Annotated in this window: 5 protein-coding genes; 4 read left to right on the top strand and 1 reads right to left on the bottom strand. The window is 68.0% G+C overall.

What is annotated here, in order from left to right; all coding sequences use genetic code 11:
- Positions 1–3: 3 nt before the first annotated feature.
- Positions 4–1200: a cytochrome P450 gene (locus ACFC4D_RS10490; protein ID WP_376062508.1), complete on the bottom strand. Its 1197-nt coding sequence runs from the start codon at positions 1198–1200 to the stop codon at positions 4–6.
- A 398-nt stretch (positions 1201–1598) separates the two neighbouring features.
- Between ACFC4D_RS10490 and ACFC4D_RS10485 the strand changes: the two genes are divergently transcribed.
- From ACFC4D_RS10485 to ACFC4D_RS10470, 4 genes are read left to right on the top strand one after another with little or no spacing between them, the layout of a single operon-like run.
- Complete coding sequence (locus tag ACFC4D_RS10485) at positions 1599–11924, top strand: HAD-IIIC family phosphatase (RefSeq protein ID WP_376062507.1); 10326 nt, start codon at positions 1599–1601, stop codon at positions 11922–11924.
- The gene (locus ACFC4D_RS10480; protein ID WP_376062506.1) at positions 11911–14652 is read left to right on the top strand and encodes a thioester reductase domain-containing protein; all 2742 of its coding nucleotides are present in this window, start codon (positions 11911–11913) and stop codon (positions 14650–14652) included. Before ACFC4D_RS10485 ends, ACFC4D_RS10480 begins: the two co-directional genes overlap by 14 nt.
- Positions 14649–15797: an alpha/beta hydrolase gene (locus ACFC4D_RS10475; RefSeq protein ID WP_376062505.1), complete on the top strand. Its 1149-nt coding sequence runs from the start codon at positions 14649–14651 to the stop codon at positions 15795–15797. Before ACFC4D_RS10480 ends, ACFC4D_RS10475 begins: the two co-directional genes overlap by 4 nt.
- The gene (locus ACFC4D_RS10470) at positions 15730–17019 is read left to right on the top strand and encodes a glycosyltransferase (protein ID WP_376062504.1); all 1290 of its coding nucleotides are present in this window, start codon (positions 15730–15732) and stop codon (positions 17017–17019) included. Before ACFC4D_RS10475 ends, ACFC4D_RS10470 begins: the two co-directional genes overlap by 68 nt.

The following is a 17019-nucleotide window of genomic DNA, read 5'->3' as shown; positions in this document are numbered from 1 at the left end:
TGGCTACTGCGGCGCTGGGGTGGGTTCGCGGTGGCGGAGGGTGATCAGGGCGTTGCGGGAGGGGCTCAGGCCGGTGTGGTAGCGGCGGGCGGGTTCGATGGGGCCGGGGATGGGGTCGATGCGGCGCTTTTCGATGATGGCGCGGAAGAGGATTCGGGCTTCCACGGTGGCGAATTGTGCGCCGAGGCAGCGGTGCGGACCCGCGCCGAAGGTCAGCCAGGTGTGGCCGTCGGGGCGCTTGTCGAGGAAGCGTTCGGGGCGGAAGGAGAGGGGGTCGGGGTAGATGTGTTCGGATTCGTGGATGAGCAGGATGGGGATGATGACGATGGTGCCCTCGGGAATGGCTACGCCGTTGACCACGGTGTCGCGCAAGGCGATTCGGCCGGTGAACGGTGACACCGGGCGCAGCCGCATGGTTTCCGCCACGACCGCGTCCAGATAGGCGTCCAGGCGCGCCTCGTCACCGGAGTCGATGGCGGCGTCGAGTTCGGCCATGGCGTCCGGATGCGCGGCCAGCATGGTGGCGATCCAGCCGAGGGTGATGGCGGTGGTCTCGTACGCGCCCAACAGGATTCCGCGCAGATTGCGGGACAGCGCGACATCATCGTGCTGATCGAGGTCGGTGCCGACGTAGCGCGCCAGCACATCCCGGCGATCGGTGCCGTCCTCGTTATCGGCCCGGCGCGCGGCGATCTCCTCGATGATCACCTCGTCGACCTTGGCCTGCGCGCGCATGAGCGGCCGATACGGCGGGGTGTAGCCACCGAGCAGCGGGGTGATCAGCGTGACCGCGAGGAACCCGCGACTCTCGATCTCCCCGAACCACGCGCTCACCGCATCCTTGAGCCGCCCGCTGCGCTCGGGCGCCACATCACCGAACACCACACTCAGCAGCACACCGATAGCCAGATCGTAACCGGCCTTGAGGAATTCGATCGGTTCGTCGACCGGCCACTTGGGCAGCTCGCGCTCGACGACCTCGATCATCAATTCCTCATAGGATTTGAGCGCCTTGTTCTGGAACGGCGGCGAGAACAGTTTGCGCTCACGACGATGATCATCACCCTCCAGGAAGATCAGCGTCTCCTTGCCGAACACCAGATCATGACTCGACAGCCGCGCCATCAACTGACCGACCGAGAAATCCTCGTGATTGGTGAACACCTCACGGACATCGGCCATGTCATGGGTGATGAACATGGTCGGGAACCCCGGCGGCGAAGCGACGAAACGCTTCCCGAATTCCAATAGCGGGGAGCTATGAGCACCGGGGCGAATCAAGCCCCCCAACTGCCCGAGACGGCGGTTGCGTAGGCGGGGAAGTTGGCGCAGCGTTATCGGGGTCTGTGACACGCAGCCATCTTCACCGCTGATCCGGCGTCTGGCAATCATGAAATCCTTGCCGTACCAACGAGTGTCGCGCCTGCCCTGCCCCTACTTTTCGGGGCGCGGATTGATCTCGCCGAGGTCCGGTGCGGACGTGTAAAGATGGCTAGGGTTGGCGCACACGGGTCGCAACGCGCCGCCGCGCCCTCTTCGCGCGCATCAGTACACAGCACGACCGAATAATGAGATTTACCAGGTAGAGAAGGTATTTCGTGCTCAACACTTTTACTGAAACACTGTTCGCTCAGATTGCGAGCCGACCGGACGAACTGGTCTACCGGTTCCTGGACAGTGCTGAGGTCGAAGGTGTCGTCCGCGAAATGACCTACGCGGAGCTGGGCATACGCGCCAGAGCGATAGGCGCGGCCCTACAGGATTCGAGACCGCGGCGCGCACTGCTGCTCTACCCCGCCGGTCAGGAATTCGCCGAGGCGTTCTTCGGCTGCCTCGCCGCGGGCGTCGCGGCCGTCCCCGCACCGCTGCCCGAATGGGACAACCGCTCCCTGCGCCGGCTGCGGCGCATGGTCACACACGCCGAAGTCGAGGTGGTGCTGGCCCCGGCACGGGTGGTCGCGGATTCGGCCGCACTGTGCGCGGAGATCCCCGAACTCGCGGGCCTGCGCTGGCTTGCCACCGACGAGATCCCGGGCGAGCGCGCGAATGATTGGCGCGAGCCCGATCTCGGCCCCGATTCGATCGCGTTCATCCAGTACACCTCCGGTTCGACCAGCGCCCCGCGCGGTGTGCTGATCACCCATGAGAACCTGCTGCACAATCAGGGCGCGATCGCCGACGGCCTCGGCCACCCCCGCGATTTCGCGCAATCCTGGGACGGCGCGCTGTTCGCGAGCTGGCTGCCCATGTACCACGACATGGGCCTGATCGCGCCCCTGCTGCATACGGTCTACCTGGGCGCGAACTCGGTGCTCATGTCCCCCATGCACTTCCTGCAACGCCCCGAGCGCTGGCTGCGCGCCATCTCCGACTACCGCGCCCACACCAGCGGCGGCCCGAACTTCGCCTACGAGCTGTGCGTGCGCCGCATCGCCGCCGACCAGATCGACGATCTGGATCTGAGCACTTGGCGGGTGGCGTTCAATGGTTCGGAACCGGTGCGCGCGGCCACCATTCGCCGGTTCGCCGACACCTTCGCGCGCGCCGGATTCCGCGCCGGAACCCAGCATCCGGTCTACGGACTGGCCGAGGCCACGCTGATCGTGACCGGTCCGTCCATCGGCGTGCCGCCGACCTTCCACGAGGTGAAGGACGCACTGGGCGATCGCGCCCGCGGCGCGGAACTTGTCGGGGTCGGCCGAGCGGTCGGCGGTATGTCGCTCGCGATCGTCGACCCGGAGACCGGCACCGAGCGTTCCGACGGGACCGAGGGCGAGATCTGGGTCGCCGGAAAGAGCGTCGCCGCGGGCTATTTCCGCGATGACCAGGCCACCGCCGACGTCTTCGGCGCGCGCCTGCCCGGCGATGAACGCCGCTATCTGCGCACCGGCGACCTGGGATTCGTTTCCGGCGGCGAACTTTTCGTGACCGGCCGCAGTAAAGACCTCTTGATCATCGACGGCCGCAATCACTATCCGCAGGACATCGAATCGACCGTGGAGGCCGCGCACAGCGGTGTGCGCGCGGGCTGTGTCGCCGCGTTCTCGGTGGAACTCGGTTCCGGCGGTGAACAACCCGTCGTGGTGGCCGAGGTGCGCACCGAGGAACCCGATGAGCTGGCCGCCATCGAGGCCGCCGTGCGCGGCGCGGTCTCGACCGAACACGGCCTCACCCTGGCCACCCTCATGCTGATTCGGCCGGGCACCATCTTCAAAACCAGCAGCGGCAAGATCCAGCGGCAGGCGTGCCGGGCAGCGTACGGCTCCGGTGAGCTACTCGAATTGACCGCCGGGCCACTGCGTTCCCCCGAGGACGAGCTCTTCGATTTCGAGGAACCGGAGGTCGCGACTGTCGCCGAAACCACCGCCGGACCGTCCACCGAGGCCGTGCGCGCATGGCTGGTCAAGACCATCGCACAGCAGGCCGCACTCGATCCCGAGCGCATCGACATCCATCAGCCGATCGTCGAATTCGGTTTGGGCTCAGCGGATCTGGTCGAGCTGGTGATCGATCTCTCGGATTTCTACGGCGAATTCCTCGATACCAATCTGTTCTTCGACAATCCCACCATCGACGGTGTGGCCCGGGCGCTCTCCCCTGTCGCCGAGACGGTTCCGGAGACGGTCGAGCCCGAGGTCACGGCCACCGCGCAAACCACCGACGCGGACAGCGAGAGCATCGACGAGGACGCCATCGCCATCATCTCCATGTCCTGTCGTTTCCCCGGTGCCGCCGATTCACCCGAGGCGCTGTGGCGCTTGCTGGACGGTAACGGCGACGCGCTCGGTGAAGTCCCCGAGGGCCGTTGGGATATCGAGGATCTCTACGATCCGGACACCACCGCGAGCGGTAAGGCGTACACATTCCGCGGCGGCTACGTGGACGGCCTGGATCGATTCGACGCCGCCTTCTTCGGCATCGGCCCGCGCGAGGCCGCGGTCATGGACCCGCAGCAGCGCATGATGCTGCAACTGGCCTGGGAGGCGATCGAGCGGTCCGGACGCGATCCGCGCACCCTGCACGGCAGCGCCACCGGCGTCTACCTCGGGGTGTACGCGACCGGATACCTCGCCGATCCCGCGCCCGAACAGCTCAATGGTCAAGTCGGGACCGGACTTTCTCCGAGTGTCGCCTCCGGGCGCATCTCGTACACGCTCGGGTTGCACGGTCCGGCGGTCACCCTCGATACCGCCTGCTCATCCTCGATCGTGGCCATGCATTCCGCCATGGCGGCCTTGCGCGCGGGCGAATGCGATCTCGCGCTGGCGGGCGGCACCACACTGCTCATGTCGCCGATCGCGCATATCGAGCTGTGCAAGCTCGGCGTGCTGTCCCCCACCGGCAAATGCGCCCCGTTCTCCGCCGAGGCCGACGGCACGGTGTGGGCCGAGGGTGCGGGCCTGGTGCTGTTGAAACGACTCGACGATGCCCGCCGCGACGGTGATCGGGTACTGGCCGTCATCCGCGGTTCGGCGGTGAATCAGGACGGGCGCAGTCAGGGCTTGAGCGCCCCGAATGGCGCGGCGCAGGAACAGGTCCTGCGTTCGGCGCTGCGAGTTTCGGGTTTGAGCCCGCACGATATCGACTATGTCGAGGCGCACGGCACCGGCACCGCGCTGGGCGATCCCATCGAGGCACGCGCCCTGGCCCGGGTATTCGGACCGGGCCGCGATCCGGAACGCCCGCTGGGTATCGGTTCGCTCAAATCCAATGTGGGACACACCCAGGCCGCTGCGGGCGTCGCGAGCGTCATCAAACTCGTTCTCGCCCTGCAACATGAGCGTATTCCCGCCACCCTGAACGCGAAAACGTCGTCACCGCACGTGGATTGGGAACGCGGCGGCGTCGCGGTGGCGGGCGAGGAGCTGCCGTGGCGGCGCGGCGAGCGCGTCCGACGCGCGGGGGTCAGCGCCTTCGGGCTCAGCGGCACCAATGCGCATCTCATTCTCGAAGAGGCTCCCGCAGTACCGGTCCCGGCCGCCGAGGCCGCGACCGCCGATCAGCGGGTGGCACTGCTCCCGATCTCGGCGCGCAGCGAGGCATCCCTGCACGGTCAGGCACAGCGCCTGCTGGATCTGGTGAGCGCCGATCCGACCCTGGAACCGGCACCGGTCGCCCGCTCACTCGCATTGCGCCGCACCAGGTTCGAGCGCCGCTCCGTGGTGGTGGCCGCCGATCGCGAGCAGATGATCGACGCACTGCGCGCCCTGGTCGACGGTAGCGAATCGCCCGATGCCGTGACCGGCAACGGCGCGGTGCTCACCAATGCCAAGACCGCGTTCATCTTCCCCGGTCAAGGCACCCAGTGGGTCGGTATGGCGCGCGATATGCTGCTCGCCTCCGAGGAGTTCCGCACCGAATTCGAGCGCTGCGACAAGGCTTTCAGCGCGTTGCTCGGCTGGTCGCCACAGGAGCGGCTGGCCACCATGACGGTCGAGGATCTCTGGGATCATCCGCTCATCCAGCCCCTGCTGTTTATGATCATGGCCGGACTCGCCGCCACCTGGCGCGCGGCGGGCGTGACACCGGACGCGGTGATCGGCCACAGCCAGGGCGAGGTCGCGGCGGCCTACTGCGCCGGTGTCCTCGAATTGGGTGATGCCGCAAAGATTGTCGTCACCCGCAGCCGCCTGATCCAGGATATCGAGGAGCCGGGCGCGATGGCCGTGGTCGGCCTGCCCGAGGTCGAGGTCATTCCGCGACTCGCGAAATTCAGCGACCGGGTGTCGATCGCGGCGGTCAATGTCCGGCGCTCGACCTTCGTCACCGGACAGCAGGCCGCGGTCGAGGAATTCCTGGCCGAACTGACCGAGGCCGGGATCTACAACAAGCTGCGCGCCGCCGGGCCGAGCCTGGGCGGGCACAGTCCCATGTACGAGCCACTGCGCGAACCGCTGGCCGCCGCACTGGCCGGAATGTCAGCGGAAGCGCCTGTTACACAGTGGTATTCGACGGTCACCGGCGAGCCGATCACCGAATCGGTCGAGCCCGGCTACTGGTTCCGCAATGCCCGCCAAACGGTGCGATTCGCCGACACCGTGGAGCGCATGATCGGCGACGGCTTCCGCTATTTCGTCGAACTCGGCGCGCATCCCATGCTCACCGCCGCCGTGAAATCCCTCTCCGATGAGCTTTCCCGCGAGGTCATCGCCGTGGGCTCGCTGCTGCGCGATCAGGACGGGCCGACCGCGCTGGCCCGGGCCCAGGCCGAATTGCACGTCGCCGGACATGAACTCGACTGGACCAGCCTGCTGCCCGATGCCGCGCGGGTGGATCTGCCCACCTACGCCTTCGACGAACGCAGCTTCTGGACCGAACGGCTCAACCGGGATTCCACCGCCCTGGGCCTCGGCGATATCGAACACCCCATTCTGGGTGCGGTTGTGCCGCAACCGGATTCCGGCGGCATCATCCTCACCGGCCGGGTATCGCGCCGTCTGCAACCCTGGGTGACCGACCACGCGGGCCCGAACGCGGTGCTCATGCCCGGCGCGGCGCTGATCGAACTGGCCATCCGGGCCGGTGATGAGGTGGACAGCCCGGTGGTACGCGAATTGCTGCTGCGCGCACCGCTGCTCGTCCCCGAACGCGGCGCGCTGCGCGTCCAGGCGGTGGTCGGCGGACTCGACGCGCAGGACTGCCGCACCGTTCGCATCTACGCCCGCGACGAACAAGACCCCGACGCACAGTGGACCCTGCATGCCGACGGCCTGCTGGCGGAAGAATCGGCTCTTGCGCCTGCGCACTCCGATTCACCGCTGCGGACATCGGGTTACGCCGACGCATGGGTGGCACCGGATCCCGCGACTCCGGGACAGGCGCACTCCGATACCGCGACCTGGCCACCACAGGGCGCGGAACGCATCGATGTGGCGGAGTTGTACACCGCCCTGCACGCTCGCGGTCACCAGTACGGCCCGCACTTCCAGGGCATGCGCGCCGCCTGGCGACGCGCCGACGAGATCTTCGCCGAGATCGAACTCCCGGAATCCGCTCACGGTGATGCCGCGCGATTCGGCATCCACCCGGCCCTGCTCGACGCCGCCCTGCACGCCACCGCGCTCTACGCCGACGACGGCACGCACGCCCTGCTGCCCTTCGCCTGGACCGATGTCACGCTCTGGGCCTCCGGCGCGACCGCATTGCGCGTGCGCCTCACCCGCTCGGGCGCGGAGACCGTCTCGATGTCGGCGACCGACCGCACCGGCAACCCGGTCGTCTCGGTGGGTTCGCTCCTCTTGCGCCCGGTCGCAACCACCCAGTGGGATGCCGCCACCCTGGCTCCCGCCTACCGCCGCCTGTTCCAGCTGAACTGGACCGAGCGCACACTCGGCACCGGGAACCGCGCACTAACGATCGCCGAATGGCATTCCCCCGACCTCACCACGGCCGGATCGGAATCCACCTCGGCGGCGAGCGGACGTGGAACGGTGGCGAGTTCGACGGCCACCAACGGAGTCCACGCGCCCGCGCAGGACACGGCTCGGCCCACGTGGGGCTCAGCCTCCGCCGAGAACGCGGATGCGGTCATTCTTCTTGTGCCCAAGGGCAATTCGCCCGAACAGGTGCATGCCGTCACCCAGGATCTGCTGGCGACGCTGCAAACCATTATCGGCGACCCCCGATTCGAGCGGGCGACGCTGGTCGTTCGCACGCGCGGCGCGGTTGCCCCGATCATGCGGGGCGATAACGCGAGTCCGAATCCGGCGGGCGCTGTCGCGTGGGGTCTGGTGCGATCGGCACAGTCCGAGAATCCGGGACGGATCGTGCTGATCGATTCCGAGGATTCGGAACTCGATATCGCCGCGCTGCTCGCGACCGAGGAGCCGCAACTGGCCGTGCGGGACGGCATGGCCTTCGTACCGCGACTGGCTCGTCTGCCGGAGAACGCGACTCGAATGCTGGAGGGCCGGGTCGGTCTCGGAGAGGGCGCGGTGCTGGTCACCGGCGCGCCGGGTGGGCTCGGGTCGGCACTGGCCCGGCATTTGGCCGAGGCATACGGGGTGCGGGATCTGGTGCTGGTCAGCCGACGGGGCATCGATGGCCCCGGCGGACACCAACTGCGGGCGGATCTCGAAAACCGTGGTGTGCGAGTGCGATTCGCACAGTGCGATATCACCGATCGCAATGCGCTGGCGGTCCTGCTCGACGGGTTGCCATTGGCCGGTGTCGTGCACGCGGCGACTGTGCTCGACGACAGCACGCTCGGTTCGCTCACCCCGGCGCAGTTGGATACCGTGCTGCGCCCGAAAGTCGATGCGGCACATCATTTGCACGAATTGACCGCCGACCGCGACCTGTCGATCTTCGTGCTGTTCTCCGCCGCGGGCGGCCTGTTCGGCACACCCGGACAGGCCAATTACGCTGCCGCGAACGCCTATCTCGACGCGCTGGCACTGTACCGCCGGTCCATCGGACTGCCCGCGCAATCGCTGGCCTGGGGCGCATGGGAGGTCAACCAGACCGAGTACATGGCGCGCGCCGATCTGCAACGCTTCGAACGAGCAGGGGTTCGTGCGTTCTCGACCGCCGACGGTATGGCGTGCTTCGACGCCGCACTTCGCGCCGGTGATCCGATGCTGGTCCCGCTGCTGCTCGATACCGAGGTGCTGCGCCGCGAACCGGGTGTCCCGCGCCTGCTGCACGGATTGGTGCGCCGCACCGCGCGCCGGGCCGTCGCCGATCGATCCGCCGTGGACGTGGTGGCGGAATTCCTTTTCGCCGAACGACTTCGGACCGTTCCGCGCGCCGAGGCCGTGACCCTGGCCATCGCCGCCATCTCCGAATGGACCGGGCAGGTGCTCGGCCACGCGGGAACCGCACAGGTGTCGGCGGAGGCGAATTTCCAGAGCCTGGGCCTGGATTCGCTGATGGCGATCGAATTGCGCAACAAGGTGCGCGAGCACACCGGCGTCTCGGTGCCGCTGGGCACCATTCTGGCCGAACAGAACCTCACCGATCTCGCCGGCTTCCTGGTGGATGAAATACTGCGGCAATCGGATTCGACCGCCGACGCCGTCGCCGCCGATGTCCCCGATATCGAGGTCCTGCCGGTGAGCCGCGATATGATGCGGCTGCTGCGCACCGAACAGCTCGGCATTCCCAGCGCCGCGCAGACCGGCGGCGTTGCCGTGCGCATCCCCATTCCGATCACGCGCGCACAGCTGGAGCAGGCGATCACGCGGCTGGCGCATCGACACGCCGCGCTGCGCACGACCATTCGGCGCAGCGAGGAGTACGGCCGTCAGCTCGAGATCCATCGCGAGCCCGGTGCGCTCACCAGCTGGCTCGATCTCGACCACCTCGACGATGCCGTGGTGCGGGAGCGCTTCCGCGAGCTCATGGCGCGCCCGTTCGACCTGGAGACCGGGCCGCTCTGGCGATTCGAGCTTCTCAACAGCGAATCCGATTCACCCGTCCTGCTTTTCGGCGCGCATCACAGCATGAGCGATGTGCAGTCGATGCTGCTGGTCGCGGGTGAGATCGCCGCCGAATTGTCCGGTGAACCGCTCATCGACACCGTCACCAATCGCGATATGCATCAGCTGCTCACCGCGCAGCCGGGCAAACGCGAGGGCGACGAGATCGCCGCGGCCCGCTGGCGTGAACTCTTCGCCGGTGCCCGCCGCCTGGAATTGACTCTGGCACAACCGCGTCCGGCGCAGCGCAGCTACGGCGCGGGATCACTCGCCCTCGATATGCCCGCCGGACTGCACGATCGGGTCGCGGATCGCGCCCGCGATCTGGGCGTCACCCCGGCCGCGATCTTCCTGGGCTCGCTCAGTGTGCTGCTGGCGCGACGCCAGGGCGCCGACCGCTTCGCGCTCGCGGTGCCGGTGGACACCCGCATGCACGCCGACGCGACCGACGCCGTCGGGTATTTCGGTCTGCCGGTGCCGTTCCCGGCCGCCGTCGACGCCGGGGATTCCGTCAGCGATGTGCTCGAACGCACCGGTGAACGCCTGCGCAGTCTGCTCGCACCCGGTGCGGGTTTCGCCGATGTGCTGGCCGCGCTCGCGGCCGAGGGCCTGCATCGCGATAACGCGCCGATGATCGAGGTGTACTTCAACTATCTGCGCGCCAACTCCGCCGTGGCCGCGGCCGAGGTGGTGCCGGTGAGCACCGGATACTCCGACCTGGATCTGATGGTGGCGGTGCTGCCCGATACCGGGCAGGTGTGGTTCACCTACAACAGCGACATCATCGACGCCGACAGCTGCACCGACTTCGGCACGGAGTATCTGGCCACCGTGGCGGCGGCCATCGCCGATCCGGGTGCACCCGCCCGGCCCGAACTCGCTGACGCCCAAGGGGTTTCCGGAGTTCGCGCGGCGGTCGGAGCGACCTTCGCGCTCGGCAGGCTGCCCGAACTGCTGACCGCGGCCTCGGCCGACAGCTCCGCGATCACGGTCGCCGAAGCCCCGTACCACCATGTGCTGTCGAGCCTGCGCGATCCGTCGGGCGTATTCGCGCAGACGTCCATGGCATTGAGCATCGTGCTGTTGCGGGCGGCGGATCTGGAACGGTTCGGCGGACTGTCCGATGAGCTGCTGACCGAACTCGCCACCGAATATCCGGCGGCCATCAAGGAATTGGCCGAGCGGAACCGCAAGCCGGTGATTGTGGGCATGCTGCCGTCGGCGGTAGCGGAGGAACGGCTGCTGACCTGGGAGCGACTCGTCACCGAAAACCTGCGGGAGGTGCCGGGTGTCGCGGTGCTCGAACCGGGTGACTGGACTCGAAACCATCAGGTGGACAACCCCTTCGACGATCGCACCGAGATCCTGGCGCATCTGCCCTTCACCCCGGAGTTCCAGGCCGCGGTCGCGCTCACCCTGGTGGCGACCGTGGGAGCGGTCATCGAACCGGCGCCGAAGGTGATCGCCGTCGACGGTGATGACACGCTGTGGAGTGGAACAGCGGGCGAAATCGGCTCCGCCGCCGTCGGTTTCGATGTGCCGCGACTGGCGTTGGCGCGCAGGCTGGCCCAGTGGCGTGCGGCGGGAACGCTGCTGGTGCTGGTCACCAACAATGACGCCGATATCGTCGACGCCATTCTCGATCGGCCCGAAAGTCCCTTGCGACGTGAGGATTTCGCGGACATCTCCACCGGCTGGGAAGCGAAGCCGGAGCGGCTGGAACGGGTCGCGCATACGCTCGGCCTGAGCCTGGACACCTTCTGCTACCTCGACGACAACCCGGTCGAAGTGGCGCGCATGCGCACCGAACTCCCCGAGGTGCTGTCGGTGACCTGTCCGCCCGCCGCCGAGCTGGAATCCTTCCTGACCCGGCTGTGGCCCATGACTCCGATCGCCGCGACGGCGGAAGACCGGATGCGAGCCGACTTCTACCGCCAGGACGGTGAACGCGACCGTGCCCGCGCCACAGCCGAATTCGCGGACTTCCTGGAGCAGCTCGAACTCGAGGTCGACGTCGAACCCTTGACCGACGCCACCCTCGAACGCGCACAGCAGCTGGTCCGCCGCACCACCCAGTTCACCCTCGCCACCGTCACCGCGGCCGATCTCGACCGCTGGCGCGCCGAAGGCGAAGTCTGGACCGCCACCGCCCGGGACCGCTTCGGCGACTACGGCCTCATCTCCCTGCTCGCCGTGCGCACCGACGGCGACGCCCTGGTGATCACCGGCTGGCAACTCAGCTGCCGCGCCCTCGGCCGCGGCGTCGAGGAACGCCTGCTCACCTGGGCCGCCGACCGAGCCGAGGCACTGGGCCACAACACCATCCGGATATCGTTCGAGCGCACCGCCCGCAATGAACCCGCCCGCCGCCTCGCCGCCCGCCTGCTGGGCGTCCCCGACGACGGTCAGGGCTACGACGTCTCGGTGACCCCGGATCGCCTGCGCCACTTCCGATCCTGGGACGCACACCCGAACACCGAGGAGCTGACCAGTGACCGCACCTGACGAACGCCCCCCGGTCCGCAACGAATCCGTCGACCGCCGCACCCGCGCCGAAACCCTCGAACGCGGCACGGGCGCACTGGACATCGCAGCCCTCCTGGCCCGCACCGGAGGCAACGGGCGAGCGAGCGAGCCCGGTGGCGCCGTAGACGCGCCACGCGAGCCTCCCGCACCACACAGCGGAACGGGTGCCCTGTCGTCCACCGACCACACAAAGCGGTTCGATGTGCGGAAGGCCCCGGGAGACGTCAACCGGTCATCACCACTCGGGATCGCTGCGGACGGCCCTGGCCCGCGGGTGTGGAACGCCGACGCCCTGGCCGAAGCGATCACCGCGTTGGCGAATCGGTTCACCGCCGACCCCATCGACGCGGACACCGATTTCTTCGACGCGGGCGGCACCTCCCTCGCTGCGGTCGAACTGCTCGCGGCGCTCGCGCGTGAACTCGATATCCACCCGGACCTGGACACGGTCTTCTTCGACGCTCGCCCGCGCAGGCTCGCACTCCGCTGGCTCGCCGACCACCCCGAGGCCGTCAAGCGGCCGCCGGACAACCAGAGCCCGGAGCACTCCTCGCCCAAGGGCGGTGGCCCTGTCGAGGACCTCGATCGGAGTTCGGGCGGTCCAACCGGCGGCCTCCCGCAGAGTTCGGCTACGGCCGACCAGCCGGGACGGATCTCCGCGCGTCCCAACGGCGATGATCCGGGCGCGACCGCTACCGAGCCGGGCCTCGGCGGCGTGGGCCTCGGTGAAACGAACGCGCTGGATTCGACCACCTCTGTGGCACGCGATCCCGTTGAAGGCTTCATCGACACGGATGATTTGGCGCTGCTGTTCGCGGATCTCGCGGGGGCGGATCGGCTGCCGATTGTGGCGGAGGTGGAGCGGGTCGCGCCGCGGCGGATTCTGTTGACCGGGGCTACCGGGTTTCTCGGGAGTCATGTGCTGCTGGATTTGCTGCGGCACAGTCAGGCGCACGTGGTGTGTGTGGTGCGGGCCGATGATGATCAGGCGGCGGCGCGGCGGCTCGAGGATGCGGTGCGGCGGTATGCGTTGCCGTGGTCGCGGGAGGTGTTGCGGAGGGTGACGCCGCTGGCGGCGGATCTGCGGCTGCCTCGGCTCGGGTTGACCGATGAGCGGTGGGAGGCACTTGCCGCCGAGGTTGATTCGGTCGTCAATGTGGGTGCGGCGGTGGACTTCCTGCGCGGGTATCCGTCGCTGCGGCGGAGCAATGTGCTCGGGCCGCTGACATTGGCGGAGTTGGCCTGCACCGGACGGCCTAAGCCACTGCATCACATCTCGTCGATGGCGGTGTTCAACGGGTCCGAGGCCGAGACGCTCAGCGAGGACGCGGCGACCGCCAATGTCGCGAAGCTGCCGATCGGATACGACCGGTCCAAGTGGGCCGCCGAAGCGCTGCTGCGACGTGCGAGTGAGCACGGGCTCGTCGTGACGATCATGCGACCGGGCGGGATCGGGAGCCATCCGGAGACCGGTGCGCACAATCCGCGCGATCTGAACGCGGGAATCACCGCCGCGCTCATGCGGTTTCGCACCGTGCCGGGCTTCCGGTACCTCAACTCCGCCCCGGTGGATTGGGTCAGCCGGGTGACCGCGGAGATCGTGGGCACCCCGAGTGCATGGGGACACACCTATCACCTGACCGGCGCACCCACCTCGCTGGAAAAGATCGTCGCCGAAACCACACTGGGCGGCTTGGGGATTCGCGTTCAGCACTGGGAGCAATGGTGCGAGGACGTGGTCCGCGAGATCCGGGACGGCCCGGTACCCGAACTGGAATCGCTCGCACAGGTCCTGCAGAGCCCCGCCGCCAGAAGGCAATTGGCCGCCATGGTGACCGCACCACCCGCCACGGCCGCGCGCACCGACGCCTTCGTCGCGGCACACGGCCTACCCGCGCCGGTCGTCTCCGGCCCGGCGCAGCGCGGCAAGATGCTCGCCACCATGGCGGGAATGGGACCGCGCCCGGGCGATGAACCCTATCTGCGCTTCCACGAGACACTCAGCGGCACAATCAGACTCAGCGGCGAGCAGAGCAGCTCGACCGACTCGGGCACCCCGGCCAACTCGAACGGCTCGGCGAACTCGAACGGCTTGAACGGTCCCACCAGCTCAACCAGCTCGAACAGCCCAAGCGGCTCGACTGCGGACATCCCGTGCGATCTGCGGTTGGCTCTGTCCGTCGCGAGCAGTGCACAGGTGTTCTCCGCCCGCACGCTTGATGTCAGCGGCGAATTGATGTGCGCCGCACTGCATGACGAGCCGCTCACGGTCGAGGGCACGGCCATCGTCCGCCCGCACGACGGCACCCCGCTGCCCGGTGAGACCCGGCATCCGATCATGCATTACCAACTCACCCTGCGGGATTCGTCCGGCGGCACCTGGTGGCTGGAGGGGTACAAGTTCGCCGCCGCCCGGCGCAGACTGGTGCGCCAGCTCGGCACCCAGCTGATCGAGATAGGCCGCACCGGCGAACCGGCGTCGTTCACCGGCGAGGTCGCTGTCCCCGTGCACACCTACCTGCCCGATCAGATCGATGGCATCCAGATCGATCCGCGCCTGCCCGAACGCCAGCAACGCCTGGCGAAGATGTTGTGGCTCAGCTGGTTCGGCGGTCAACTCGGCAAGAGCCTGCTCGAACCGGTCCTGCGCGTGGGCACCGATCTGCTGGATCTGCGCCGCGCCATGCGTAAGGAGCACCGACGGTGACCGACACACGAGCCGAACTCACCGCCGCGGACGTGATCTCATTCCGCACCGCCGACGGCATCGACCTGCGCCTGCGCCGCGTCGGCCCGGCCGACGGTCCGGCGGTGCTGCTGGTGCACGGGCACGGCGTCTCCTCGGAGATGTTCGCACTGCCCGAGATCCGCAATATCACCGATGTGCTCGCCGACGCGGGTTATCAATCCTGGCTGCTGGATTGGCGCGGCAGCTGCCGCCTGCCCTATAACGAATCCGGCCGCCCGTACACCTTCGATGACGTCGCGCTCTACGACCTGCCCGCGGCCGTCGCGGAGGTCCGCGCACATATCGGCGACCGTCCGCTGTTCGTGGTCGCGCACTGCATCGGCGCGTTGGCGTTATCGCTCAGCCTCACCGGCGGCCTGCTGCCCGGTCTGGCGGGCGTAGTCGCGCAAGGCGTCTTCCTGACCCCGAAGGTCAGCACCGCCGCCCGCGTGCGAGTCCTGCTGGGCAGCGAACTGCTGGGTTCGCGTGTCACCCACCTGGACTCGGACTTCCGCAAGGTCGGCCTGTGGTCCAAGCGCACCCTGCTCTACGCCGCCCTGTCCCGCAAGGGCGACTGCCCGGACCCCACCTGCCGCATGGTGCAGCACGGCTGGGGTATGGGCGCGAAACTCTTCGAACACGATCACCTGCACGCCCGCACCCACGATCGCCTGGCCGAATTGTTCGGCGCGGTACCGCTTTCGGTGCTGCCGCATCTACGGCAGATGGAATTGGCGCACGCCGTGGTGCGCTGGAACGTCGACGATGAGCGCTATCACGCGCTCCCGGAGAACGCCCTGGACCAGGCCGGCCGCATCGACTGCCCGGTGCTGCTGCTGTCGGGCAGCCGCAATGAAGCCTGGCTGGACTCCAACCGGCTGTGCCACGAGGTGCTCTCGGCCCGCAATCCGGGGGTCGACGTGCGCTACACCGAGATTCCGTCCTACGGACACCTGGACACCTTCATCGGCCGCGGCGCGGCCTTGGACGTGTTCGGGCATATCGTCGATTTCCTCGATGAGACCTCCGCCCAGATCACGAACGAAAGTCGAGAGTATGCGAATCGCATTGTTGACGGCGGGAACCCGGGGCGACCATCAGCCATATCTGGCCCTGGCCGATGAATTGCGTTCGCGCGGCCATCATGTCGAGATAACCGCGACCGAGAACTACGCGGATGTGGTGCGGCGCTCGGGTTTCGAACCGCATGTCATCCCGTTCAACTCGGCGGAGCTGCTCGAATCGCCCGCGGCCAAACGCGGGCTGTCCTCGGGTAATCCGCTGCCGTTCCTGCAGATCATGCTCGACACCGTCAAGATCATGGCGGGCGAGCGCGGCGCGCAGATGCACGAAGTGCTCAGCGGCGCTGTCGAATCCGCCGATGTGATCGTCTCCTGCGCCTCGACGCTGCCGTGGGCGATGGAACGGCGGGAGAAGACCGGCCAGACCGTGGTCGGCGGCCTGCCGTATCCGCTGGAGCGCACCGCGGAGTTCCCGTCCTCGTTCACGGTCAAGAAGATGATCTCGTCACGACGGCTGCGGCTGGCCAGCTACTCCGCCTTCGAACTCGCCTACGGCGTGGCCTACCGCAAGATGGACCGGCGCGTGCGGCAGTTGATGGGCTTGCCGGGCAAACCGCAGAATCCGTTCCGCCGCATGCGGGCCGAGGGAATTCCGCTGGTGCACATGGTGAGTCCGGTGCTGCTCCCGAAACCCGCCGACTGGCCGGATCGTTCGGTCGTCGTGGGCGCGCCCACCCTGCCCGCGCATATGCGCGACGCCTGGGGCGAAGCGGTGGTGTCCCCCGAACTCGACGAGTGGCTCGGCGAGGGTGAGCCGCCGATCTACTTCTGCCTCACCGGAATGCCGATCCTGGACCCGGCGGGCTCCTGCGATCTCATCGCCGATGTCTGCCGCAGGCTGGGCGCTCGCGCACTCATCACCGTCAAGGGCGAGGGCTATCCGCGCGGAATCGGCTACGACCGGAATCTGTTCGTACTGGACTCCTTCGACTACGACCGGGTGCTGCCGCGCTGCCGCGCGGTCGTCCATCACGGCGGCAGCGGCAATACCCACGATGTGCTGCGCGCCGGACTGCCCGCGGTGGTGATCGGCGTGCACAGCGACCAATTCTTCTACGGCTGGCGGATTTCCGCGCTCGGCATCGGGGCGGACTTCCCGTACCCGTCACTCACCGCGGATCGCCTGTACGACGCCCTGGTCCGCACGCTCACACCCGAGGCACGCGACCGCGCCGCCGAACTCGGGAAGCGGGTCTCCGCCGAGAACGGCATCGCCGCGACCGCCGACGCGGTGGAGAAGCTCGCCGCCAACGCCCCGGCCTGA

The sequence above is a fragment of the Nocardia sp. NPDC056000 genome (assembly GCF_042269265.1).
Classification (GTDB): Bacteria; Actinomycetota; Actinomycetes; order Mycobacteriales; family Mycobacteriaceae; genus Nocardia.
Note: the sequence above shows the minus strand (reverse complement) of the source record. Positions and strands in the feature narration are given on the sequence as shown.

Bases quoted from the DNA above. Each gene is read 5' to 3' on its own strand.
- ACFC4D_RS10490 (WP_376062508.1), bottom strand. From the start codon at position 1,200: ATGTTCATCACCCATGACATGGCCGATGTCCGTGAGGTGTTCACCAAT.
- ACFC4D_RS10470 (WP_376062504.1), top strand. From the start codon at position 15,730: ATGCGAATCGCATTGTTGACGGCGGGAACCCGGGGCGACCATCAGCCA.